The organism is Myxococcales bacterium (assembly GCA_016703425.1).
Taxonomy (GTDB): domain Bacteria; phylum Myxococcota_A; class Polyangia; order Polyangiales; family Polyangiaceae; genus JADJCA01.
In genome coordinates, this window is the sequence record JADJCA010000029.1 from 357,451 (window position 1) to 382,458 (window position 25,008).

Genomic DNA, 25,008 nt, shown 5'->3' on the forward strand with positions numbered 1-25,008 from the left:
GCAACGCTACCGCGCAGAACGCGGCGCCGTGAAGTAGAGCACCGTAGCGATGCCCAGCGTCACGACGGAAGCGCCGAGCGTCACGTCTGCGACGAGCGCGCGCGTTTGCGGGCCCTGCACCTCACTCGCGCTGCAGCCCGCGCCGCAGCGCTCGTCGAGGCGCTGGTAGTCGAGGTAAGTCCACGTGCCGAGCACGCCAAACGCGGCGAGCAGACCCAAGCCGACGCCGCCGGTGACGTACGCCGCGGTTCGGTCGCGGGACACCGCGGGCGAGGTCATCGGCCCTTCCGCCGTGCTCGCTTGCTGGCGCGGTCCCAGCGACAGCGGACCTCGGCGAGGGGGAGGCAGCACCAGCTCGACGGGGCGCGTTCGGTCTGAAATGGTGATCGCGACTTTGCGCTCGACGAAGCGGCCGTCGGCGAGGGTGGCCCGCACTTCGCGCGTTCCCGGGTCAACGATGACGCCCTGCGCGCGCTCCTCTGCCGTTAGCACCGCGCCATCGACGCTGACGGTCGCCTCGGGTTTGTCAGACTCTTGGTCTCGCACCCGCACGACGATGCGGGGCGCCTTCTCGCGCAGCCTCGCCAACGCTTCGCGGCAGTCGTTGCGCACGACTCTGGGGCACGTGGCTCTCGCGCAGCCGGCGAACCCCGAGAGGGCCTCGCGAATTCGGCCGGCGTCGCGTGCGTCGCTGGCCCGCTCGGCCTCCGTCGCACACGCATCAGCCGTGTCGGCCGTCTCGGCGCGCGCCGTGCCCGCCATGAGAAGGCACGCGAACAAGGGCGCCGTCGCGCCGCGCTTCACCCACGTGCGCAGAGTCTCGCCCCAAAACACCGCCGCCATCGTAGTGCGCTTCGATGGTCCTCGGCGAACTCATGGTTTGAGGCACTCGCGGCGGTAGCGCTTCCGCCCTTGCTCGTCGAACGTGTAGGGGTTCTTGCAGTCGGGTTTCGCAGGCGCCGGCTTTGTTGTCCTGACCTTGGCAGGCGGTGGGGCGGGCGGCTCTGCCGTGCTCGGTTCGCCAGCCAACGGTAGGGGAGCAGCGCCCTTCGCGGTCGGCGCGGCTTCCGCACCGTTTTCGCCGGAGGCCTCGGCCGAGGTCGTGGGTGCTGCTGTCGCTGAACCGACGGGCGATGCCACAGCGTCCGGTCGCGTCGACACGACGAAGGCGCCGGCGCCGATGGCCAACGCCGCCGCGAACGCCAAAGAAAAGACGACGCGACGCCGCGCTGGGAGCCGAGCGCGTGGCTGGCTCCACGAGTCGACCGACAAGCTCTGCGCCGAGCCCGTCTGTTCGCCGAGCAGCGCGTTCATCGGCGCGTTCATGGGCGGGGGCGTCGTGTCGTCGTCCTCGAGCTGTTCGACGACACGCAAGCGCTCGCGCCTCCTCGCCAAGTCGTCGTGGATGAGCTCGTCGAGCCACGTGGCGACCCGCGACGTGGACGCCACCGGCATGCCCTGTTCGATGGCCGATGCCATCGCGAGCGCGGTCTCGTAGCGTTCGCTGGGGTCTCTTGAGAGGCCCTTCATCACGAGCTCGTCGACGGTTCGGCCCAGCTCCGGCCGCACCGTCGATGGCGCGGGAATTTCTGCCATGAGGAGCTTGCCGATGGTGCTCTGCTCGTCGGTGCCCCCGAAGAGGCGCTCGCCCGTCAAGAGCTCCCAAAAGACGATCGACGCCGCGAAGATGTCGGTGCGGCGGTCGACCTCCATGCCGCGCATCTGCTCCGGAGACATGTACGCGAGCTTGCCCTTGATGGTCCCTTCGCGCGTCGTCTGCGAACGCCCCATCGCCTTGGCGATGCCAAAGTCGAGGACGCGAGCGACGCCGTCGGCGCCGACGAGGATGTTCTGCGGCGACACGTCGCGATGCACGAGGCCGATGCTCTCGCCGACGTCGTTCTTGAGCTCGTGGGCCGCGTGAAGGCCCGACAAGACGTTGACCATGACAGCGGCGGCGACGTCGGGCGCCACGCCCCTCGATTCACGGGTGACCGCGCTGCCGGCGGGCCGCAGGATGCCCGCGAGCGACTCGCCCAGCACGTACTCCATCACGATGAGCAGCTCCTGACCTTGCGCCACCACGTCGACGGTGGACACGACGAAGGGGCTTCGGATGCGGCTCGTCAGCCTCGCCTCGTCGAGGAGCATCAGCGCGAGCTCCGAGTCGGTCGCGAGCTGCGGGTGGAGTCGCTTGGCGGCGAGGGCCCTCGAAAAGCCGTGCGGCCCGGCCATGCGCGCGAGATGCACCGTCGCCGTTCCGCCCGAGGCAATCTGTTCGAAGACTCGGTAGCGCCCGATCCACTCGGCCATAAGAGCGAAACATCGTACCATGCGCGATCGCGGCCCAATGTCCGAGCACACGAGCACCATGGCGGGCAAAGACGCCGACGACGACAGCGCGAGCCGCGCCCGCGAGCCTGGCCTCGTGCTCGCTTATGCGGCGGCGCCCTTGGCCTCTCCGCGCTCGTTTGTCTTGGCGGGCCGCATTCACGTCGTGGGCCGCGAGCCCGGTCCCGGGGGCCTTGTGCTCGCGCAGCCGGCTGTGTCGCGCCATCACGCGTCGTTTCGCGTGACGCGCGAGGCGGTCTTCGTCAAGGACGAGGGCAGCCGCAACGGCACCTGGGTGAACGGCGAGCGATTGGCTGGCGACAGGCCGCTCTCGGCGGGTGACGACGTCCGCATCGGCGACGCGATCTTGGTCTTCGTCGACGACGACGCCGCGCTTCACGGTCAGTACCGACTCGACGGCTCGTGCGACACCGCCGCGATGCCCATCACGATCCCCGACGCCGTGGGCGGGCTTTCGATGGCGCGCTTGTCGATGGAAGTTGCCGCCGCGGCCCGCTCCGGCGTCTCGGTCCTGGTGCTCGGCGAGACGGGCGTGGGGAAGGAGCTCGTCGCGCGAGCCGTGCACGAGCACTCGCGCCGCAAAGGCTCGCTGGCCGCCGTGAACTGCGCCGCCCTCTCGCCGCAGCTCGTGGAGAGCGAGCTCTTTGGCTATGAGCGAGGCGCCTTCACCGGCGCCGTGCGGCAACACGACGGCCTCGTGCGAAGCGCCGATGGCGGCACCTTGTTTCTCGACGAGGTCGGTGATCTCCCCCTCGAAGCGCAGGCCAAGCTGCTGCGGGTCTTGGAGGCCCGCGAGGTCTTGCCCGTCGGCGCCACGCGACCCGTCGCCGTCGACGTGCGAGTCGTCTGCGCGACGCACAAGGATTTGCCGGCGCTCGTTCGCGAGCAGCGCTTCCGCGCCGATCTCTACTCGCGCATCGCCGGCTACACGATCTTCGTCCCGCCGCTCAGGGAGCGGAAGGAAGACATCGCTCTCTTGGTGCGCGCGCTCACGAGCGGCCTCGCGGTGAGCTTTCCCTTTATGGCGAAGCTCGTCCGCCACGATTGGCCGTTCAACGTTCGCGAGCTCGTCAGCGTCGTTCAGCGGGCCGCGAGCCTGAGCCAAGACGGTGAGCTCCGCGTCGCCCATCTGCCCAAGGACTTTGGCGTCGCTCTAGCGCCTCGGGTGCCGGGCGCGCCGGGCGCGACCCCCGCCGCGGGACACGCGAAGCCGGCGGCGCCGAGCGCGGAAGCGTTGGCGGCGCTCCTTTCGCGGCACAGCGGAAACGTGGCCGCCGTGGCCCGCGAGCTCGAGCGCGATCCGACGCAGCTCTACCGATGGCTGAAGAAGTTTGGACTCGACCCCAACAGCTTCCGTTGACGCGCGAAGTCTTACGCGACGGAGACGATGCCGACGCGCGCGGCTGTCCGTTGGGTTGCCGTCTTCGCGCCTTGCAGCAATGATGAGGCTCATGGGCGCGTGGCGGCATCTCCTGCGGATCACGCCCGCGCTCGCGTTGTCGGCGTGCTCGCTCCTTGACTGGGACCAACTCGAGCGTCCCCGCGCCGGCGCACAGTCGACGCTGGCGGACGCGGGCGCCGGCGGCGACGCGACCCCTCTCAACGTCGAAGGAGGCGTGGGCGCGACCGAGGCCGACGGCGGCGTCAACGCCTACGCTCAAGCGGTGCTCGAAGACGGACCGGAGGCTTACCTTCGTTTCGACGACGACGCCGCGTCCGGGACGGTGCGCGATGCCACGGGGCGCCACGCGGGCTCGTACCCGGGGACCATGGTTCGCGACCTGGAGGGGGCCGTGGGCCGCGCCGTTGGCGTCAGCGGAAAGGCGGCCAACTTGGCCCTGATCGGAGCGATCTCCGGCGCCGGCAACGCGCCCTTCACGGTCGAGTGTTGGGGCTATCTCGAGAACGGGCAGACCGGCTTCACGGTGAAGCTAGGCGAAGAGATCGATCTCATCATTGGTGATGTGTCGACGGCGAAGCCCGGGGTTCTGATCTCCCGCCACTGTTGCGGCTATTGGGATCACCCGGCGACCGTCGATGTGCCCACCGGACGATGGGTGCATCTTGCAGGTACCTACGACGGCTTGAAGCTCACCATGTTCGTCGACGGCGTGGGGGTTGACTGGGTGAGCTCGCCGGGGGCGCTGACGGGGAGCCAGTGGACGCCGGCCTTGGCTCTGTACGCCGGCGCCCGCATCGACGAGCTCGCGTTCTACACCAAGGCGCTCTCGGAAGAGCGCGTGGTCGCCCATTGCAAGGCCGCTGGAAAGTGCCAATGAGCGCCGCCACGCTGTCCCCTGACGTCCCCTGACAGTCAGGGATCGTGACTAGCTAACTCCTCGATTTCGCACGGCGAGTTCCGGGCATGACGCGTGCTCGAGGGTGCCGTCATGCACGTGCCTCTTCGCTCCTCGCTCGCCCTCGCGTCTCTCGTGGGAACCGTGGCCCTCGCGGCCGCTTGCGCCGAGGACGAGCTCCTCGCGGGTCGCGCCTTCGGCGGGGCGCCGGGCCCGGGCGTCAAGTGGACCGGTGGCCCTGGCGAGCCGGGGGCGCCGACGACGGCGGCCGTTGGCGCCCGTCGCCTGACGAAGGCCGAATACGCGGCGACCCTTCGGACGCTGATCGCCCCCGAGGCGCCCGTGGCCCTCGAGCAACTCGCCGTGGACGAGGGTGTGCCCTTCGACAACGACATCGCGTTGCAGCACGCGAGCGGCGTGCTCGTCGAGGGCGCTGACGCCATCGCCGAAGCCGTGGCGGCGTGGGTCATGACCCAGCCGGCGGTCAAGGCGCGCCTCTACGGGTGTCAGCCGACGGGCGCCAAAGACGCCGCCTGCTTCCGCACCTTCGTCGAGCGCTTCGGTCGTCGCGCCTTTCGCCGGCCGCTCACGGAAGCCGAGATCACTTCGCTCCTTCCACTCCACGCGGCGAGCGTGGAAGACAACGCCTTCGACAGCGGCGCGGCGCTCGCGCTTCGCGCCATGCTCTCCCATCCGTCGCTCCTCTATCGCTTCGAAGCCGGCGCGAGCGTGGACGCAGCCGGTGAGGTCACGCTCACGGCCTTCGAGATCGCCGCGCGCCTCTCGTTTCTCTTGCAGGGCACGACGCCCGACGACGCGCTCCTCGACGCCGCCGCGAAGGGCGAGTTGGAAGAGCTCGCGCCGCGCACGGCGGCCGCCGAGCGACTCCTCGGGACGCCGGAGGCGAAGGCGCACCTCCAGCGGTTCCACGCCATGTGGCTCGGCTACAGCCGCCTCACGGAGAGCGAAGCGCTTGCGCGTTCGATGCGCGCTGAGTCGGACGCGCTGGTCGGTGCCACGCTCTTCGAAGGTAGCCGCGACTACGCAGAGCTGTTTCGAAGCCCCAAGACGTGGCTCGACGGGGCCCTCGCCACGCACTACGGACTCCCCGCGCCGTCGGCTGCAGGGGGCGCGTGGGTCGAAACGAAGGCACCCGAGCGACGCGGGATTCTCTCGCACGGGGCTGTGCTCTCCTACGGCAGCAAGAACGGCGACACGAGCCCGACGCGCCGCGGAATCTTCATTCGCACGCGCCTCATGTGCCAAGCGATTCCGCCGCCGCCGCCGACGGTGAACGCGGACCAAGGGCCGAAGGGAGCGACGCCCAACGCGTGCAAGACTGACCGCTACAAGGAGCACGCGTCGGGGAGCTGCGCCGGGTGTCACCAATCCATCGACCCCGTCGGGTTCGGTCTCGAGCGCTACGACGCCCTCGGGCGCTACCGGACCCACGACGACGGTCGCCCCGAGTGCGCCGTCTCCGGGCAAGGCGAGCTGTCGGGCGCGAGCGGAGGCGGAGCGTTTCAGGGCCCCGCCGCGCTCGGCGAGTTGGTCCTCAACTCGGGCAAGTTCGAAGAGTGCGTCGCCGAGAAGCTCTACACGTTCGCGCTGGGGCGCGAGCTTAGGCCCGAGGACTTCGCCATGATCAAGAAGATCGGCCCCGCCTTCGCAGGCGATGGGCGCCACTTCGTCACGCTCGTTCGCGAGCTCGTCAGCGACTACACGTTCACGCACCGTCGGGAGGAGAAGTGATGAAGAAGCTTGAGCTCAGTCGCAGGGCCGTCCTCCGCGGAGTCGGCGGCTTCGCCTTGGCGCTTCCCGCGCTCGACGTCATGCTCGACGCGAAGCCCGCCTACGCCCAAGGCGCACCGGTGAAGCGTTACGTTGTGATGACCTCGGGTCAGTCGACGGGGCAAGACTCGGGGCAGAACGTGGCGCCCAGCCTCTACGTGCCGGCGACCGTCGGCGCGCTCAAGGCCGCCGAGCTTCGGCCCGCCGTCGCCGGTCTCGCGGACATCGTCGATCAGTTCAGCATCGTGTCGGGCCTCCAGATTCCGTCGCTGGGGCTCGATGGCTACGGCTCGGTGCCCGTTGCGGGTAAGGTACAGGCAACCCACGACAGCACGCTCAGCCCGCTCTTGGCGGGCAAGGCGCACTCCAATGGCTCCTACGGCGCGAACGGCGCGACGTCCGACTATCTCGTGGCGCAGCAGCTCGGCGCGTCGAGCGTCTACAAGCAGCTCGTCTACCGCGTGCAGCTCGACGAGTTCAACGGCCACTACGCGGAGATCTCCTACGCCGCCGCGAACAAGCCCGTAAACAACTCGGTCGCCGATCCGGCGCTCGCTTGGCAGTCGCTCTTCGGCTCCTTCGTGCCGCCGGCGCCGCCCGCCGGAGGCGGCGGTGGTGGAGGTGGCGGCGGAGGGACGCCGGTAGGCGGTGGCGGCCCTTCCGCCGCCGACCTCGCCCTCCAGCAAAAGAACCTCCGTCGACGTAGCGTCCTCGACGCCGTCATGAACAGCGCCAAGGAGCTCTCGGGGCGCCTCGGCGCCGCGGACCGGCGTCGGTTGAGCGATCACCTCGATCAGGTGCGCGCCCTCGAACAGCGCGTGGCGCTCCTCTCGGGAGCCGCGTTGCCCACGATGCCGTCTTCGCCCTCGTCTCCGTCGGCGCCGCCTCCCATGACCTCCACGCTCTCGTGCTCGAAGCCGACGCAACCTGGCGCATTCACCAAGGGGGCCAACTACAACGACGAGATCAAGCGCGGCGAGCTGCTCGTCGACCTGATCACGATGGCCTTCGCGTGCGATCTCACCCGCGTCGCCTCGCTGCTCATCTCCTTCAGCATGCCCATGTTCCGTCTCCCGGCGCATGCCATCGATGTCCACGAGGAGGGCCACAGCGGCTCGGCGGCCGACTTCCTCTTGTCGCACAAGTGGCACGTGGGTCTGTTCGGACGGTTGGTCCGAAACCTGAAGGCGCTCCCGGAAGGCAACGGCACCGTGCTCGACAACACGGCGGTGGTGTTTGCCCTTGAAGCGGGCCACGGCCGTGACGGGCAACAAGGCGAAGGCAACTACTTCGCGGCGCACTCGACCGACAACATGGTCATGCTCATCGGAGGCGGCGGTGGCGGCAAGCTGCGCAAGGGGCAACACATCCGGCCCGCCGCGAGCGGGACGCACCCCAACGGCAGCGCCAAGCCCCGCCATCCTGCGAGCGTGCTCATCTCGTGCATGAACGCCGTGGGCGTGCCGGCGACGACGCTCGGCGACGTGAGCGGCAACGTGCCGGAGCTCTTGCTCTAACGACTGCCCGACTGGAGTGGTTGAAGCGGGGCGTCGTCAACCAGGCCGGGCAGCTCGACGGTCGTTCGCACGGTCATCGAGCGGCCCGGCGGCGTGACCTTTATCGGAGCGACGATCATGCGCAAGCAATCGGCGACCTCGCCTCGCGCGCCCGCTCGTGGACTCACGCCGCGGCTGATCTCCCGACCGTCCGGGGCGAGCCCGATGTCGAAGCCGTAGGTCGCCGCGCCGGCGTCGGCGGTCGCTAGCTGGGCGGCGCATCGCTGGCGAAAGAGCGGGCGCTGCGCCTGCAGGGCCAGCGTGACCTCGCCATCGATGGCGGCACGATCGACGGGGACGGCCTGGCGATCGGCGAAGCCTGCTGCGGCGTTGATGCTTGGGACGTCGAGGGAGCCAGCGGCGCCGGAGGGCTAGCCGCGGGCCGAGCGCGCAGGCCGAAATAGATGGATAGTGCAATGATGCAGGCGCCGCCGACGATGGCCAGCGGCGTCGTGCGTGAGGCCTGGCTCATGGGGTCACGACGGACTCAGGAGGTCACTCGACAATCATCGTGACGGTCTTGGCGGAGCCGCCGCTGATCCAAGGCGTGCCCTTCGAGCCGTTTGGTGCGGTGCCGCACATGGCGACCCACACCGTCGCGGCGCTCTTGAACGTCTGGAGTCCGACGCGCGTCACGCCGATGGCCACGTTGGCCAGGAGCGGCTTGATGGCCATCGTCTGGGCCACGGCGGGCGGCGCTTCGTCGTCGAAGGGCGACCAGTTCTTGCCGTCGTAGTAGCAGGCGTAGGCAAGGGCGCTCTGGGCATCGACTTGCGAGACCATTAGTGCGGCGGTGCTCGTCATGAAGACGGTCTGCCCCGCCTTCACGTTGATCTGCACGAGCGGCGAGAACTCCGCGGTGGTCGCACCGGGGATCTTGGTGTCGCCGCCGGACGAGACGGGGCTCGTCGTGCCCGGCACGCCCTGGATTCCTTGGATGCCTTGAATCCCCTGGATGCCTTGTCCGCCCGGTGCACCGGTGGCTCCCGTTGCGCCTGCCGCTCCGGGAGCGCCCGTCGCGCCAGTGGCGCCCGCTGCTCCGGGAGCCCCAGTGGCCCCCGTCGCGCCCGCGGCGCCCGGTGCTCCTGTTGCTCCTGTGGCGCCAGCCGCACCCGGTGCTCCGGTAGCGCCCGCTACGCCCGGTGCTCCCGTGGCCCCCGCTGCACCTGGTGCGCCCGTGGCGCCCGCAGCGCCTGGCGCACCCGTCGCGCCCGCGGAGCCTGCTGCGCCTGTTGCACCCGTCGCGCCCTGCGCGCCGGTTGCACCGGCAGGGCCGGTCGGGCCGATCGCGCCCGTCGCGCCGGTTGGGCCCGTGGCGCCTGTTGCGCCTGCGCCCGTGGCGCCTTGCGCGCCCGTCGCTCCAGCTGGGCCTGTCGGCCCGGGCGTGCCCGCGAGTCCCGTCAGCGGACCGACCCAGTGGCCGGTGCTGTCGATCACTTGGGTGCCGTTGACGGTCACCGTGTTGGGATGGATGTTCCCGACGGCGTTCTCAGCGACGAGCGCGTAAGGCACGCTCGACATCGCTTCGCGCGGAGCCATCTCCACGTCGCCTTCGATGCGGATGCCGAGGTAACGCGTCCCGCCGTCGGCGAAGAGCGCAGCGCCGATGGGCGTCAGCTTGCCGAGCTGCGTCGTGAAGTAGCCGTTGTCGAGCGTCAGCGCCTGGCTCTCGGTCCAGATGGGCGTGCCGCCGGCGGCGCTGTCGTAGATCGCGAAGTGAAACGTCACTGGGCCCGACACGGGCTGACCTGCGGCGTCGAGCAAGAGCCCCTGCTGCGTGATGGTCGCCGGGACCGCGGCTGCCGCGTGGCTCGCGATGGCGAGGCTCGCCACCATGCCGAGCACGTAGAGGCCCCGCGTTCGCTTCGGCCGGCTCGAGCGCTTGCTGTCCTGCCGCTGGTCTGCGCTTCGTGTCACAACGAACCTCCGTCGATCTATTTCTTCGCGCCAGCGGCGGCGCCGCTGACGACCGTGTGCGCCGGTGATGCCGCGATGCCGTGCCCGCCGGGGCTACCGCCGGTCTTGGTGATGAGCGTGAACTTCGAACTCTTCGTGACGACCGCGCCGGCGCCCAAGCCTGACGCGAAGGCCGCGCCATCGAAGCCCGCGTCGAGCGTCGGCGTGGGCGCCGCGTCAACGACGGGCGGTGGCAAGTTCGTCGTGCTCGCGCTGGGGAGCGGCGGGATCGACGCGTCCGCGCCTTCCGGCGGAATGATCGGCGGATCGTTCTTCACGCAGCCGCTGGCGGCGCCGGCCGCTGCCGCGAGGAGCAACGTGGCGAGCACCGGCGCGAGCCGCCCGCCGCGAGGCCACGAAGACGAGGGAGGGGCCGAGGGGCGGAAGAAAGTCACGACCCCAGCATATAGCCGAGCTGTCGCGCCGCGCCACCCGCCCCGCGCGATGCCACGAGCGCGCCCTTCACGTCGATGGCGCGCGTGCCGGGCGCGTGAAAACGGCTTCAGAACAGTGAATTGAGGAGGTCTGGGTTGGCCTTACGTTGGCGACCACGTCGTCGCGCCGCGCCGATTCTCCTTCCCCCCAGCGAAGGGACGTCGCGCGATTGCCTAACTTTCGGTGGGCGCAGTTCGAGGGACGCGGTGCGGCCGCGCTACTTCGCGGGCAGCGGCGTAGCCCGGCGGCGCGCGCGCCCCCCCCCCCCCCGGGCCCCCCCCGCCCGCCCCCCCCCCCGGCCCGGGGCCGCCGCCCCCCCGCGGCCATTCGGACCGATGACACCCAGCGCAAGGGTCCGACGACGCCGTCGCGCTCCACGGTGTCCTGGGGCAGCGTCAACGTCTCGGGGCCACGAAGGCCTTCCCAGATGGCGAGCGTGACGTGCGGCATGAAGCGCTCGCCGTTGCCTGTCGTCACCGTCACACCGCGCACAAAGGGGAGCGCCAGGGCTCGCTCTTCCGCCTCGCGAAGGGCCTTGGTGCACGGCACGATGAGATACGCCATCGCGGCGGGCGGTGCGCCGTCGGGCGCGTTGTCTGGGGCGTTGTAGGGTCGGTCGTAGCGAAGAAGCGCCAGCGCGCGGAACGACATGAGCATCGCCTTCGGGAGCGACGCAACGGCTTCGCGCCACAGTGCTTCTGCCGCGCCCGCGCCGTTCGTCTCGACATGCAGCAACGTCACGTGCGGGACGCGGCCGTCGCCGAGCACGACGCGCGCCTTTTGGCCGCGCGCGAGCGACTCGGAGAGCGCGACGCAGCGCGCCATCGACTCAGGGTCGGGCAAGTAAACGAGGCCGAGTCGCATTGTGGCTCAGTCTACCCGCAAGCGCTGCGCAGTCCTGAGCCCTACGGACACACCGCCGGCTCCGGCGCCGCCACGAGCGAGTCCAAGTCGGCGGCCGTTGTGGCCGCGTCGAAGCCGAACGACCCAATGAGGCTCGTGCCGGCGTCGAACTCGAGCCGCATGAGGGTCTTGTCGGTGCCGTTGATGGCGAAGATCGTGTCGAGCGTGCTCTCGACGCCGATGCGCGTGATGCGGGGCGTCGTCGTGATGGCGAGCGTGGCCGCGGCGTCCGCGAGGTTCATCGTGTAGATGGCGCTGCTGCCGGTCGTGGGCGTCGTTTGCATCACGTCCATCATGTAGAGCGTGCCGCCGCGGAAGGAGCAGCTGTCGCCGTCGTCTTGCAGCGTCTGGTGCGAGCCGAGGCGCGACGCGGCGCTCGCGTCGAAGTCGACCTTCACCAAGCTGCCGGTGAGACTGGTCGCGCTGTCAACCCAGTCGCCGGACGCGTAGAACTCGCCCGTGATGGGGTTTGCCGCGAAACACTCCATGCGCTTCAGGAGGCCCGCGTCTCCGCCGCCGGTGGGCGCTTTCGTCACGCGCGGACCGACGGTGATGGCGCCGGTGCAGCGATCCACCGTCGCGAGCTTGGGCGCCGTGAGCGCGTCGACGACGGCGAAGAGACCTCCGCGGACGGGGTTCCACGCGAGGCGAACGTCGGTGTGTCCCGTCGCGCCGACGAGCGTGAGCGCTGCCGTCGACGGGTTCACGCGATAGAGGCTTCCCTGAAAGTGCGCGTAGAGCGTCGGTGCCGTCGCGGCGTCCGCATCGTTGGTGGCGTCGCCCGCCGCGTCGAGCGTGCTGGCGTCGGCGTCGGCGTCAGCGCCGCTGTCCGCGCTCGCTGCGTCGGGAGGCCCGCCGCTATCGGCGACGGCCGTGTCGGGCGCACCGGCCTCGGCTGTCGGCTGGTTCAGATCCAAGCTCGCATCGAGTGAGCCACCCGTCGAAGGGGAGGGGTCGTCATCGCCGCAGGCGCTGTAGGCAAGAGCCGAGCTGGCAAAGACGAGGGCGAGCGGGAGGGCGCGATTCATGGCCGTCGTGTAGCGCACTTTGCGCCGCGAATGCACCTCGCGACGACGGGTTTTTCGCAAGCCGGCGGGGGGAGTCACGGCCCTCCGGCGCTCCTGTGGTCACGAGCCCTTCGCCTCGATAACATGGCTCGTCGTGCCCAAACTCCGCCCACGCGCCCACCTCTTCGTGCCGCCGCTCTCGGTGGGCCGCGTTTTGGGCAGGTCGCGATGAGCGCCCCCGTGCGTGAGGGCGAGGTCCTCGCCGGCAAGTACCGCGTCGAGCGCGTGCTCGGGGAAGGCGGCATGGGCATCGTCGTCGCGGCGACCCACCTGCAGCTCGAACAGCGCGTCGCGCTGAAGTTTCTCCTCGAGGAGGCGTTGGCCAGCGAAGAGATCGTTCACCGCTTCCGCCGCGAAGCGCGGGCCGCGGCGCGCATCAAGACCGAGCACGTGGCGCGCGTCATTGACGTCGGTGAGCTCGCCTCGGGCGCGCCGTTCATGGTGATGGAGTACCTCGAGGGGAAAGACCTCGAGGACATCGTCAACGAGCGCGGCCCCTTGCCGGTCAGCGAAGCCGTCTCCTACGTCATGCAGGCGCTCGAGGCCGTGGCCGAGGCTCACGCGGCGGGCATCGTGCACCGCGATCTCAAGCCGGCGAACCTCTTCTTGGCGCGTCGCCCCGACAAGACCGCCATCGTCAAGGTGCTCGACTTCGGCATCTCGAAGTCCCTCGATCCAACGACCGGCGCCCTCACCAGCACGAGCTCCATCCTCGGTTCGCCGCACTACATGTCGCCGGAGCAGCTGAGCTCCTCGAAGCGCGTCGACCAACGGACCGACATCTGGGCCCTCGGGACGATCCTCTACCAGCTCCTCACGGCGCGCCTCGCGTACCCCGGCGATTCGATGCCGCAGATCGTCGCAGCGATCCTGCAGAACGATCCCGAGCCGCTCAGCAAGGTGCGTCGCGATGTGCCCGAGGCCCTCGCGCGCGCGGTGCACCGGTGCCTCGAGACCGAGACGAAGGCGCGCTTCGCCAATGTCGGCGAGCTCGCACTCGCGCTCGCCCCGTTCGTCGCCGACGCCGAGGGGCACGCCTCTGCCGACTCGGTCGCGCGCCTCTCCGGCACCGCCGCTCACGCGGCCACCTTTCGTCCGCCCGCCAGCAGCGCCGAGGGAGCGACGGAGACGCCGCGTGCCGGTGCGGCGACGCTGCTCTCTTCGTCAGAGGCTTCGTCAGAGGCTTCGTCCGCTCCTTCGTCGGGGCCTTACTCGTCGCCGTCGTCAACGGAGCCGTCGGCGGAGGCCGCGCCGGGCGCCGGCAAGGCGACGGCATGGTCTGCTGGCCACGCGACGGGCCCGAAGACTGCGGTGGCCCAGTCGATGGACGCGCGCGCCGAGAGCCCGTCGTCGTCGTCGCGCTCTCGGGCTGTGATCGCCGTCCTCGGGGTCCTCGGCGGCGGCGCCCTCGCGTTCACGCTCGCGCGGAGTACCCCGACCACGACGGCGGGCGCGCGCACCGCGGAGAATGCGCCGGCGTCGGCTTCGCCGGAGGCCCCGGTGCCGTCCGTCCTTGCCGCACCACCCGCGTCGGCGTCGGCGTCCGTCGTGACGACCCCTTCGCCGAGCGCCGCCGTCGCGCTTTCTTCTGCGTCGCCGTCTTCGTCTACGCCGGCCCCCGTGCGCGTCGGCACCGCGGCACCGCCTGCACGAACAGAAACGCGAACGGAACCCAAGAAGCCGCCGGCACCACCGGCTGCCTCGAGTGACAAAGGTCGCCTCTTTATGGAGCTGAAATGAGCACGCGCATCGGGTCTTCGCGTTTCGTCACCGCCGCGCCGCGCTGGTGCTTGGTCGTCGCCCTCGCCGCGGCCACACTTCTCGGCGCAGCGCCCTCCGAGGCGCAACGTCGACGCCGCCCTCGGCCCGTCACACCGACCGCACCCGTGCCCGTCGTCGCTCCGGTCGCACCAGTGGCGCCCCAGCGGCCGACCTTGGCCGAATCCCTCAGCGGCGATGCGCGCGCCGACTACGACTCGGGTCGCGAGCTGTTCCGCGACGGCGATTTTGCCGGCGCCCTCGTGAAGTTCGAGAGCGCGCACAAGAAGTCCGCTGACGCGCGCCTCCTCTGGAACATGGCGGCTTGCGAGAAGAACCTTCGCCACTACGCCAAGGTGCTCGAGCTCGTGCGCCGGTACCTCGCCGAGGGCGGCGACAAGCTCGACGACAAGGATCGCGCGGAGGCCACCGACCTTCTTCGCACCGTCGAGCCGCTCACCACGAAGCTTCGCGTCAACGTCAACGTGCCCGGGGCCGAGGTGGCCATTGACGACGTCGTGGTCGGCACGTCGCCCATGACGGAGCCCGTGATCGTCGACATCGGGATGCGTCGCGTGCGCGTTCGCAAAGACGACCACAAGGAGTTCACGACGCAGATGCCTGTGGGCGGGAGCGCGGAGGTCGCCCTCGTCGCCTCGCTCGTGCCGATCGTGCACGAAGGGAAGTTGTCGGTCACGGCCAAGGACGGGCAATCGATCTACGTCGACGGAAAACTCGTGGGCACGGGCCGCTGGGACGGCGTCGTCAAGAGCGGCGGCCACCAGATTCGCGTCATCGCTCCGGGCATGAGGCCGTTTCAGTCAGAAATCGTGGTGCAAGACGAGCAGGCCCGGACCGTTCCGGTGACCCTCGAGAAGGAGCCGGAAGCGCCCTCGAAGGTTCCCGCCTGGGTTTGGATCGGCGGCGGCGTGCTCCTCGCGGCCGGTGCCACCGTGGGCGCCGTCGTCATCTTTCGCCCCGAGGATCGCACCGAACCGGCTCCCATCGGAAACCTGGCGCCGGGCAACGTGCAGGCGTCGGTCCGCTTCCGATAAGCCGGCGTCAGGCCCACCGACGCGCCCGTCAGCTCGAGCTCGCGAGCCGCGGTCGAATCTCGCGGAGGTAGCTCGCCGACGACGGCGCGTGGCACGACGCGCATGCGCCGTCGAAGCCGACGTCGTCGCAGCTCCGGCAGACCGTGAGCGCCTCGTAGGGCGTGGCGTCGACGAGGTAGTCGACGAGGAAGAGCGAAAGGACGCGCGCGGCGAGGCGCATCTTGGGCTGATCGACGGGCAGCCACACGAGCTCTCCGGCATGACGCGCTGGCTCGAGATGACCGTCGCGCATGGCGAGCGTCACTGCGTTCCATTCGCCCTCCGAGAGCTCAACCAACGCGTCGACGACGACGCGACGGGTCGCCGCGAGGAGCTCGGCGATGGAGCGCTCGCTGATGGGCGCGGCCTCGTGGCGTGACTCGCTCGCGCCGTCGTCGTCCGCCCCCTCGGCTTCGGCGCTCACGTTCGCCAGGGCGCGATATGGACCGCATAGCCATTCCGCCAAGTCGCGTTTGTCCCAGCCGTCGCGAGCCCCGTCGAGGAACGCAAGCCCCGTCTCGCGACAGGCCTCGGCAAACGTCGAGGGGGTTTCTTCCGCGCGGTCCAACGGCTCCACCTCGATGGATTCTGCAAACTTGGTGCTCACGCCTGCGGGCGTCGTTTGGAACCGCCCGGACGCCCTCGGTGTCCCATTTCCGCTCATGGTGCCGCTCTCGAGGCTCTCGTCGGCGACCGATGGACCAGCGGAGATCCGCCGGGCCGTTGCGCGAAAATTACACTCGCTGGGCACCGTCGACAGGTGCCACGTCGGGATCCGTCGGGCCAACTTTCTGCAGACCCTTTGGCTGGAGCCCTCAGCGGTCAGAGGCCCTTCAGAAGGTTCCGACGGCGGCTGCGCCGGCGCCCATCGGAACGAACGCGATCGACGGAACGTTCGCTTGCCGAGCCGGCCTGGTCTTTGGTGTCGCGCTCGCGGGGCCGACGCTCACGGTGCGCGGCGGCAGCCAGAGGGCGACGAGCAACGCGCCGAAGGTCTGCATGGCGCCGCTCGTGATGAGCGCGGCGCGCGTGGCCGTCTCTTCGATGCACGGATCGACGGGAATCAACTCGGAGCCGGGCGGCGGGGTGCAGTTGGGGCGCTTCGCAAAGGCCATGAACGGCCCCGCGACGGGGATCAGAAGCTCGCGATCGGCGCTGCGCTTCGAGGCGGCGCCGAAATACGCCGTCGGCGCGTAGGCGAGGAGCAAGACCGTCGCGCCGCCGATGAGGAGGCCGGTGGGCCTCGACACCTCCGAAGAGGCGACCCCGTCGGCGGAAGGGCGCGTCCTTACCGGCTCGATGTCCTGCCGTGGCGCGCTCTCGACCTCGATGCGATCGTGCGACAGGAGCTCGAGGGTGGCGTCGGGCCCCGTCGTCACGCCGCGCACCGAATCGCCGGAGCGCGACATCGCCGCCGTGCCGGGTCGAAAGACCACGCGCCTGCCGTTGGTGTGCCGCACGGCGATGACTTGGCCCGCCGCGTCTTGTTCGATCACGGCGCCGAACTCGACGGGCTCGCTTGCGACGAGGGTGATCTCGCCGCGATCAACCCGCGCGCCCTCCGGCAGGGGGATTCGCTTGGTCGAGCGAATGATCGCGAGCGGCCGAAGCGCGTCGCGGCGGGCCTCGGCCGGCGACACCGTGTGCGTCGCGACCACTTGGCCGCCACAAGCGGGGAGGCCGCCCATCGTCGCCACCAAGAGCGCCCCGCCAAGAAGACGCCCGACGCCGTGCCCACGAGGAGGTGCACCACGGAACCACGGAAGGCACTCCATACCCTTGCGAACGGCCGCATGCGCGAGCCCTTAAGGGCTCGGCATCGCCAGCGTTGTTGTCAGCGCGGAGCTGCCCTGGGCTACGCTCGTGGCGTCCCGGTGCGCGCCGATTTCGAGAGCGCGCCGGCGCCCACAACCTGGCCAGAGGTCTCATGCGTCACGTCACGGTCTTGCTCTCGGCGGTCTTCGGCCTCGTGACCACCGTGGCAGCTTGCGGCTCCGAGTCGGCGGCGACCTTCGGCTCTGCTCGAGGCCGAATCATCGGTGGGCAGCTCGACGCGACGCACCTGGCGGTCGTCGCTGTGATGCTCGACGCTGGCGTCTGCACCGGCACCATCGTTCGCACCGACCCGGTCACCGGCGTCGGGTGGGTCCTGACGGCCGCCCACTGCGTCGACGGAAAGAAGGCCGCGTACGTGCGCATGGTGGACGACTACACCGTGGGCCAGAACGATCCCCAGCCGTACCTGCGCGCGACGGACTTCGTCGTCTCGGAGACCGTGATGCACCCCGGTTACGTCGCCCTCACGGGCACGACGCCGCCGCAGAATGACTTCGCCGTCTTGCGCATCCTCGGCGTCGACGCCTCGACGCCGGTGATTCCGATCTTGCCCGCGAACTTGGACGATCTGGCGATCGGCAAGTCCATCGTCGAGGTTGGGTACGGCAAGATCAGCGGCGTCGTCGACGCTGGCGACAACTCCAAGCGCCGGAGCGTCACCACCACGCTCACCAAGGTGTCGGCGACGGAGCTCGAAACCAGCTACGCCATCGGCAGCACGTGCCAGGGCGACAGCGGAGGCCCGTCGCTCTACGTCTCCGGCGGCAAGGAATACGTCGCTGGCGTCACGTCGTATTCGGACTCGGACTGCAAGGTCTACGCGGTCGCGGAGCGTGTGTCGTCGGCCCTCGCATGGATCGACGGCGAGGTGAACAAGGCGCCGGCGCTGAGCGGCTGCAATCTGTGCCGCGAGGTCTCCACGGTCGGCTCGCACGCGTGTCACGCGGCCTACGAGCGCTGCAACAGCGAAGCCGAATGCGCCGCGCTCCGCGACTGTCGAAGCACGTGCAGTACCGCGGCCTGCTTCGCGACGTGTGAGTCCAAACACCCGCTCGCCGTGGGGCCGCTCCTCGCGTGGGCCAACTGCGCGTGCCTCGGCGAGTGCAAGAGCAAGTGCGGCAGCGTGTCGGCGTGCGGCAATGTCCCCAAGTGCAGCGTCGACGTCGGTCTCACCCCGTGCGGCAAGTGCCAAGAGGCGAGCTGCTGCAGCGAGGTGACGACGGCGGCGCACGAGCCCGTGGGCAACCGGTGCCTCGCCACCAAGGGGACGTTCGCCGGGTGCGCGTCCAACGCGGCCTACAAGGCGGTGGAGGCGTGTCGCGCCTCGAAGTGCGCCGCCGATTGTGGCCTCGCGCCGCCGTCATCGTCCGCGCCTCCGCTCGCCGAGGCGCCACCGGAAGGTGACGCGGGTTCGGCGCCTCCCGCGCCCGCGGCGGCACCGCCTGCCGAGGACTCAGGCTGCGCGGTCGTCGGAAGGGCGTCCTCCGCCCCGACGTCGTCGGCCTCGTGGCTGGCCATGGCGCTCCTCGCGTGGGTGCGGCGCCGCCGCATACCCTGAGCGAAGCCGTGTGCTGACCCGCTGCGCCGCGCTATCATCCAGCGATGCGCCGCACTTCCTTTCTCGGTCTAGCGTCCATGATCGTCGCCGTCGGCACTTACGCCGCGTGCGTCGACGACGATCCGTCCAACCCGGGTTTCCAATTCGACGGCGGCGGTCTCGACGCCGCTTCGCCTGACGGCACGACGCCGGAGACCGGCGTGCCGCCCGTCGGCATCGATGCCGGTGGCGACGCCGCGCCGGCGCCCGTGACCGTGATCCTGACGCGAGCCGGTGCGCCCGCGAGCGGCGTGACGGTGGTCTTCCACGACGCGAGCGGCGCCGTGCTCGACACGCGCACCACCGACGCCAGCGGCCAAGCCGCGATGGTCGTGCCCGCCGGCTCGCAAGTCACCGCGGTCTTCGGCACCGTCACAAATCCGGAGCTCGTCACCATCGCCGGCGTCGAACCAGGCGACGTGCTCCGCGCCGCTGAGCCGCTCGCGGCGGCCCAGCCGCCATTCCCCTCGATTGACATCGAATCGGCACCGGCGTCGCCGCCGGCGGGGACCGCCTATTACGTGGCGCGCGTGGGCTCCTGCTCGAACAGCGTCAACGTCGTCGACGGCGGGCAGACCGGCCCCATCAACGTGACCCTCGATCCTGGTTGCACGAACGGGTCCACCGTGTCGGTGGTCGTGGAGGCCAAGAGCGCCGGCTCCGCGACGCTAGGCTTCGCCTCGCTGGCGAGCGCGTCAATCGCCGACGCCGGTGTCGTGACGCCGATGCCCGTCGACGTTGGCGGCACGTGGGCCGACGCCGGAGCGCAGGCGCTGCAAGTCGTCGGCGCCGACCCAGTCGCCTCTGGCAATGCGGTCTACTCCGAGATCATGAACAGCGGAGCCATCTCTTCGTTCACGAACGTCGTCGGCAACGCAGACGGCGGGCCGCTGCAGCTCTCCTTCGAGGTGCATCCAGGCGTCGCGGCAAACGGTCAATACGAAGTTAATTATCGGGAGGACCTCTCAAGCGGTGTCGCCTTTCGCGCCATCGCTGGGCGCAGCGCCAGCGGGGGAAGTCCGAGTATCGACGTCGCGCAGATGATGCCAGCGCTAACGGCGGCGGACGTCGACGCCGGTGTCCCGGCTCGTCCCGCAGTCACTTGGGCTTCGAGCACGCCCGTCACCGCCGACGGCCTCTTCGTCCGCGTGCGCTGGTGGGAGTCGCCGACCGACGGCGGGCCGTACGTCTCGGGACACTGGACCATGGTCGTCCCCCCGCAAACTCAGGTGATCCAAGCGCCGCAATTGCCCCCCGCGCTCGCCGCCTACGCGCCGAGCGCCACGTCGTCCGTCAACCAGACGCCGACGCTCGTGTTCGTCGACTCGAGCCTCTTGCCGGGCTACCGCGAGCTCCGGCAGGTCTCTGCCTCCGTCGGGCCGTCGCAAAACATGTACGAGGATCGACCGGGCGGTGGCCTCGTGCCGATCCTCCCGGCCGACGGCACGCTCAAGCTGACGGCTGTCACCGAACCCATCGACTGAGTGAACGTCGCCGGTTGGTTCGCGGCGCGGGGTGAGGCGACCTTCGGCTCGCCGGCACTGCGCGCCTTTGGTGCGGTGCTCGCTGCGCTGCATGTGCTGACGGCGCACGCGTGGTTCAGGCAAAAACACATCGTCTCGCTCGTGAGCGGCGAGGACGTCGTCTGCTGGCCGCTCTTCGCGGACTGTTGGCGGCTCAGAGCGCACCTGACACCCGGCCTCGTGCGGACCTTCGTCGGCGCGTACGTCGCGCTCGCGCTCCTCGCGCTCTGGGCCATCCTGCGTCGACGCTCGGCGCTCGCATTCGCGTCGTTCGTGGCGACCTTCGTCGTGGGCCTGGCCATCTACTCGCTCGACTACCGGCTGCGCTTCAATCAGTCGTACATGCTCTCGTGGGTCATCGTCGTCTTGCTGCTTGCGCCGCGGAAGCTGGTGGCGCTCCAGGCGCTCTTGCCGCTCTTCTACTTCTGGGCCGGCACGCTCAAGATGAACAGCGAGTGGATCAGCGGCTCCGCGCTCTACGCGAAGCCCAGCCTCGTGCCCGACGCGCTCATCCCCGCGGCCTGCGTTTATGTGCTGGTGCTCGAGCTCGCCATTGTGTGGGGCCTCTACTCGAAGCGAACGAGCGTCCGGCTCTTGGTGCTGGCGCAGTTGGCGCTCTTTCACGCCGTCTCGTTCGCCGTTGTGGGCTTCTTCTACCCGCTGCTCATGTTCGGGCTGCTCGCGCTCTTCCCCATCGTCTGGCGCTTGGCACCCGATGAGACGCTGTCCGTCTCCGCCATCTCCGCCGTCTCTCACGCGGGCGCGTGGCGCACGGCCGCGGCTGTCGCGGTCGTGTTCTCCCTCTTTCAGCTCGTGCCCTACACGTTTCCTGGCGATCCGGGGCTCACCGGCGAGGGCCGCCTCTTCGCCCTCCACATGTTCGACGCCAAGGTCGAGTGCGAGGGCGGCGCCGTGATGACCACGAGCGCCGGCGAGCGACGCTTCGTCCCCCTCATCAACCTGAACCTCGAGTACCGCGTGCGCTGCGACCCCATCGTGATTGTCGGGACCGCCGAGCGGTTGTGCCGCCTGCTTGCGGCGCGCGGTGATGCGGCACGCGTCGACGTCTCGGTCGACGCGCGGCGGTCCAACGTCCCGCGCATGGCTCCGCTGGTGCGCAAGGAGGACTTCTGCGCGGGCCCCGTCGAATACTCGATGCTGCGCCACAATCCGTGGATCGTGACGCCCTAGCTCCTTCACCGAGTCGAGCCCTCCGAGCCGTTCGCGGCTACTCTCCCCGAGGCCATGAACGACGAAGTGACTCCGCTGAAATACGGCGCGAGGCCGGAAGATCTCGAGACCCTCGGCCGCGATCCGTTGCTCGGTCGTCTGCGCGCGCAAGAGCTGGGGCAGCTCATCGACGTCCTCGATCAAGTGGCGGTCACGCGAGACACCGAGCTCATCGCCGAGGCGACCCTTGGCGACATGATGTTCTTCATCCTCGAGGGCGAGGCTCGGGTCCGGCACAGCCAGATGGGGCCCGGCACGCTCGGCCCCAGCGACCACTTTGGCGAGCTCGCCCTCGTCGGCGTGAAGCACACGAGCAGCGTCGAAGCGGCCACGACGATGCGCCTCGCCCGCTTGTCGCGGGCGCGGTACGTGACGCTCGCCGAGCATCACCCGTCGCTGGCGCTCCATCTGACGCAATCGCTCGTGTCGTCGCTCGCCGGCGAGCTCTCGATCTTGGTCGACCGCGTGGGCACGCTGCTCCGGACGCGCTCGCTCCCGCGGCGAGCGGAGGTGTCGCTCTTGATTCGGGGCCAGCGGGTCATCGCCGCCACGGGCACACCGGCGCGGCGACTCCTCGCGCCCATCGAAGGTGGCCTCACCGTCGTGGCGGCGCTCCACGACCACAAGCCCATCGCGCTCGACGCGCCCATCGTCTCCGACGGTACGCTCGAGCCGCTGACGCTCGCCGACTGGGCCGGCCGCGACGTCTATCGCCGCAGCGCAGGCCTCGCGCTGCTCGAGGCGGCTGAGCGCGTCGCGCCCGAGGTGAGCGTTCGCATGGGGCCTTCGTTGAGCGCCGGCCAGCTGATGCGCGTGTCGGGGACCTTCGATCCGGCCGAGCTCGCGCGCCGCTTGCAGCGCGGCTTGCACGCGCTCATCGACGCCTGCGCGCCCTTCCGCGAGGAGCTGTGGACCGTCAGCGAGGCGCGCAGTCACTTCTCCGAGCGCGGCTGGCGCGACACGGCGAGCCTCCTTTTGGGCATTCGCGAGCCGACGGTGATGCTCGCGACTTGCGGTCGTGTCGTGGCGCTCTCGACGGGCGCTCTTTTGCCGCACGCGGGCCTCGTCCGCCCGCTCGTCATGCGACCGCATCCCGACGGCCTCTTGGTGGACTACGGCGACGCGCTACGGCCGCACATGTCGTGGAGCGGCCGTGGCGACGAGGTCGATCCGCTCGTGGGCGAAGCCGCGCTGCCGCGCTTCGGAGGCGAAATGGCGCTCGAGCAACGGCGATGGCTCGGGTCCATGGGCGTCACGGGCATCGGCACGTTCAACGAGTTCTGCGTCTCGGGTCGCGTGAGCGAGGTCATTCGCGTGAGCGAGGGCTTTCATGAGAAGCGCATCGCTCGCATCGCCGACATCGTCGCGGAGCGCCGGCCGACGGTGCGTGTCATCGCCATCGCGGGGCCGTCGTCGTCAGGAAAGACGACCTTCATCAAGCGGCTCACGGTGCAACTCGAGGTGAACGGCCTCCGGCCGCTGCAGCTCTCTCTCGACGACTACTACGTCGACCGCGACAAGACGGTGCGCGACGAAAAGGGCGAATACGACTTCGAAGCCTTCGAGGCCATCGACCACGCGCTCCTGCAAGCGCACCTGCGCCGCCTCATGGCCGGCGAAGAGGTGCTCACCGCCCGCTACGATTTCATCACGGGCCGCAGCTTGCCGACCGGCGGCAAGGCGCTCGCGCTCCCGAAGGACTCCGTTCTCTTGGTCGAAGGGATCCACGGCCTCAACCCGCTGCTCTTCGGCGACAGCGTGGCGCCGGAGGAGGCCTTTCGCGTCTTCGTGCATCCCGCCACGACGCTCCCGTTGGATCGCCTGACGGTGGTCTCGCCGCCCGACTTGAGGCTCCTTCGCCGCATCGTGCGGGACCGGCACTCGCGCGGCTACCGCGCCACCGAGAACATCGACCGGTGGGCGTCGGTCCGACGTGGCGAGCAGCTCCACATTTTTCCGTTCCTTCGCTTCGCCGACGCGGTCTTCGACTCCTCGCTCGTCTACGAGCCCAGCGTCATCAAAGTGTACGCCGAGCGCTACCTCCTCGAGGTGCCGCAAGACCACCCGGCCTTCACCACGGCGTATCGCCTCCGCCAACTGCTCGACCGCTTCGTGACCATCTACCCGGATCACGTGCCGTCGACGTCGATCTTGCGGGAGTTCATCGGCGAAAGCGGCTTCGAATACTGACGCCTTCGCGGCCGGCTTCGGTCCGGGGTACATAAGGAGACGCATGCGGCTCAGCGGCGCGCTCACGCTCCTTTCCATCGGCCTATTGGCCGGTGCCTCGCTGGCGTCGTGCTCGTCGGACCCGCCGCGGCCGACGTTGACGGGCGAGGCGCTCCTTGATCCGAACACCTGCGCCTCGTGCCATCCCGATCATTTTCGCGAGTGGAGCGGCAGCATGCACGCCTACGCCGCCGAGGACCCCGTGTTCCTCGCCATGAACCGGCGCATGCAGCGTGAGTCGAACGGCGCGCTGGGGGACTTCTGCGTCAAGTGCCACGCGCCGATGGCCGTGCGCCTCGGCAAGACGAGAGATGGCCTGAACCTCGCCGACCTCCCTCAGAAGCTTCGCGGGGTCACCTGCTACTTCTGCCACTCGGTCGCCGCCGTGACGGGGAGCCACGACGCGGCCCTCACGCTCGACGACGCGCAGTTCGGCGGCGCCATCGCCGATCCCATCAAGGGGACGCCGCACGGCGCGCGGGCCTCCGCCTTCCACGATCGCGAGCGCGCCGAGTCGTCGTCGCTCTGCGGCGCGTGCCACGACGTGATCACGCCGCACGGCGCCCACATCGAGCGGACGTTCCTCGAGTGGACGCAGTCGCTCTACGCGAAGCCCAGCCCCAAGACACAGCTCACCTGCGGCAAGTGCCACATGGAGAGTCGCCTCGGCAAGGCCGCCGCCGTCGCCGACGCGCCGACGCGTCGGCTCCACGACCACTCGATGCCCGCCGTCGACGTCGCCCTCACGCCGTTCCCCGAGGCGGACGATCAGCGGCGCCGCGTGCAGCAGTTCCTCGACGGCTCCCTCATCGCGAAGCTCTGCGTGCGGCGTTCGGAGGAAGGCTTCGTCGCCGACGTCTCGCTCGATAACGCCTTCGCCGGTCACGCGTTCCCGAGCGGGGCTGCGCAGGACCGGCGCGTCTGGGTGGAGCTCGTGGCCACACGTGGCGACGCGGTCGTCTACTCGAGCGGCGTCGTCCGCGACGGCGAAGCGGCCGCGAAGCTCGCCGACCCGAACCTTTGGCTCCTGCGTGACAAGATCTTCGACGCCGCGGGTCGCGAGGTGCACATGTTCTGGGAGGCCGCGCGCGTCGAGCCCCAGCAGCTGCCGGCGGCGGTCACCAGCGACCCGAGCGATCCGGCGTTCTTTCACGCCGTCACGCGGAGCTACCTCATCGGCGGCGCGGCGCCCGATCGCATCAAGATGCGCGTCCGGATGCGGCCCATCGACTTCGACGTCTTGGACGACCTCGTACAATCGGGAGATCTGGAGCGCGCCGTGGTGGAGCGAGTGCCGACCTTCGACCTGGCCGGTGCGGTCAAAGAGTGGCGTGACGGCGAAGGCCCCTGTGGCAAGTGAAGGAACGCGCGAAGTGAAGGAAGC

At 69.8% G+C, this 25,008-nt stretch carries 19 protein-coding genes; 11 read left to right on the top strand and 8 right to left on the bottom strand.

Annotated features, from left to right (window positions below; genetic code table 11):
- Window positions 1-6: 6 nt before the first annotated feature.
- Together IPG50_34975 and IPG50_34980 are read right to left on the bottom strand one after the other, a co-directional pair.
- Entirely contained in the window at window positions 7-843 is an 837-nt protein-coding gene (locus IPG50_34975; protein MBK6697356.1) for a hypothetical protein, read from the bottom strand.
- 30 nt (window positions 844-873) lie between these two features.
- Entirely contained in the window at window positions 874-2,313 is a 1,440-nt protein-coding gene (locus IPG50_34980; protein MBK6697357.1) for a serine/threonine protein kinase, read from the bottom strand.
- Between the two features lie 19 nt (window positions 2,314-2,332).
- Between IPG50_34980 and IPG50_34985 the strand changes: the two genes are divergently transcribed.
- The 4 genes from IPG50_34985 (at window position 2,333) to IPG50_35000 (ending at window position 7,957) form a co-directional block, all read left to right on the top strand.
- Window positions 2,333-3,712: a sigma 54-interacting transcriptional regulator gene (locus IPG50_34985; protein MBK6697358.1), complete on the top strand. Its 1,380-nt coding sequence runs from the start codon at window positions 2,333-2,335 to the stop codon at window positions 3,710-3,712.
- 91 nt (window positions 3,713-3,803) lie between these two features.
- On the top strand, window positions 3,804-4,631 hold the full coding sequence (locus tag IPG50_34990; GenBank protein MBK6697359.1) for a LamG domain-containing protein: 828 nt from the start codon (window positions 3,804-3,806) through the stop codon (window positions 4,629-4,631).
- Window positions 4,632-4,742: 111 nt separating this feature from the next.
- Window positions 4,743-6,401, top strand: a complete 1,659-nt coding sequence (locus tag IPG50_34995) for a DUF1588 domain-containing protein (GenBank protein MBK6697360.1) — start codon at window positions 4,743-4,745, stop codon at window positions 6,399-6,401.
- Window positions 6,401-7,957: a DUF1552 domain-containing protein gene (locus tag IPG50_35000; protein MBK6697361.1), complete on the top strand. Its 1,557-nt coding sequence runs from the start codon at window positions 6,401-6,403 to the stop codon at window positions 7,955-7,957. The genes IPG50_34995 and IPG50_35000 overlap by 1 nt, the downstream gene beginning before the upstream one ends.
- A 534-nt stretch (window positions 7,958-8,491) precedes the next feature.
- Here IPG50_35000 and IPG50_35005 read toward each other — a convergent pair.
- The 4 genes from IPG50_35005 to IPG50_35020 form a co-directional block, all read right to left on the bottom strand.
- The gene (locus tag IPG50_35005) at window positions 8,492-9,913 is read right to left on the bottom strand and encodes a hypothetical protein (protein ID MBK6697362.1); all 1,422 of its coding nucleotides are present in this window, start codon (window positions 9,911-9,913) and stop codon (window positions 8,492-8,494) included.
- A 17-nt stretch (window positions 9,914-9,930) separates the two neighbouring features.
- Complete coding sequence (locus IPG50_35010; protein ID MBK6697363.1) at window positions 9,931-10,347, bottom strand: hypothetical protein; 417 nt, start codon at window positions 10,345-10,347, stop codon at window positions 9,931-9,933.
- Window positions 10,348-10,414: 67 nt separating this feature from the next.
- Complete coding sequence (locus IPG50_35015; GenBank protein ID MBK6697364.1) at window positions 10,415-11,251, bottom strand: hypothetical protein; 837 nt, start codon at window positions 11,249-11,251, stop codon at window positions 10,415-10,417.
- A gap of 41 nt (window positions 11,252-11,292) precedes the next feature.
- Window positions 11,293-12,318: a hypothetical protein gene (locus tag IPG50_35020; protein MBK6697365.1), complete on the bottom strand. Its 1,026-nt coding sequence runs from the start codon at window positions 12,316-12,318 to the stop codon at window positions 11,293-11,295.
- 207 nt (window positions 12,319-12,525) lie between these two features.
- Here IPG50_35020 and IPG50_35025 point away from each other — a divergent pair, with 207 nt between their 5' ends.
- Both IPG50_35025 and IPG50_35030 read left to right on the top strand, forming a co-directional pair.
- A complete protein-coding gene (locus tag IPG50_35025; GenBank protein ID MBK6697366.1) occupies window positions 12,526-14,097 on the top strand; it encodes a serine/threonine protein kinase in 1,572 nt (523 codons plus the stop codon).
- Window positions 14,094-15,170, top strand: coding sequence for a PEGA domain-containing protein (locus IPG50_35030; GenBank protein ID MBK6697367.1), 1,077 nt, complete (start codon window positions 14,094-14,096; stop codon window positions 15,168-15,170). Before IPG50_35025 ends, IPG50_35030 begins: the two co-directional genes overlap by 4 nt.
- 28 nt (window positions 15,171-15,198) lie before the next feature.
- Here IPG50_35030 and IPG50_35035 read toward each other — a convergent pair whose 3' ends face one another.
- Both IPG50_35035 and IPG50_35040 read right to left on the bottom strand, forming a co-directional pair.
- A complete protein-coding gene (locus tag IPG50_35035) occupies window positions 15,199-15,816 on the bottom strand; it encodes a hypothetical protein (GenBank protein ID MBK6697368.1) in 618 nt (205 codons plus the stop codon).
- 226 nt (window positions 15,817-16,042) lie between these two features.
- Window positions 16,043-16,897, bottom strand: coding sequence for a hypothetical protein (locus IPG50_35040; protein ID MBK6697369.1), 855 nt, complete (start codon window positions 16,895-16,897; stop codon window positions 16,043-16,045).
- Between the two features lie 239 nt (window positions 16,898-17,136).
- On the opposite strand from IPG50_35040, the gene IPG50_35045 reads away from it, so the two are divergent.
- The 5 genes from IPG50_35045 to IPG50_35065 are packed head-to-tail and all read left to right on the top strand — an operon-like array spanning window position 17,137 to window position 24,984.
- Window positions 17,137-18,603, top strand: a complete 1,467-nt coding sequence (locus IPG50_35045) for a S1 family peptidase (GenBank protein MBK6697370.1) — start codon at window positions 17,137-17,139, stop codon at window positions 18,601-18,603.
- Window positions 18,604-18,647: 44 nt separating this feature from the next.
- A complete protein-coding gene (locus IPG50_35050; protein ID MBK6697371.1) occupies window positions 18,648-20,126 on the top strand; it encodes a hypothetical protein in 1,479 nt (492 codons plus the stop codon).
- Window positions 20,127-21,356, top strand: coding sequence for a hypothetical protein (locus IPG50_35055; protein MBK6697372.1), 1,230 nt, complete (start codon window positions 20,127-20,129; stop codon window positions 21,354-21,356).
- Window positions 21,357-21,410: 54 nt separating this feature from the next.
- Window positions 21,411-23,585 (top strand): cyclic nucleotide-binding domain-containing protein, encoded by a 2,175-nt coding sequence (locus tag IPG50_35060; GenBank protein ID MBK6697373.1) that lies wholly within the window; start codon window positions 21,411-21,413, stop codon window positions 23,583-23,585.
- Between the two features lie 43 nt (window positions 23,586-23,628).
- Window positions 23,629-24,984 (top strand): hypothetical protein, encoded by a 1,356-nt coding sequence (locus IPG50_35065; protein MBK6697374.1) that lies wholly within the window; start codon window positions 23,629-23,631, stop codon window positions 24,982-24,984.
- Window positions 24,985-25,008 lie beyond the last annotated feature (24 nt).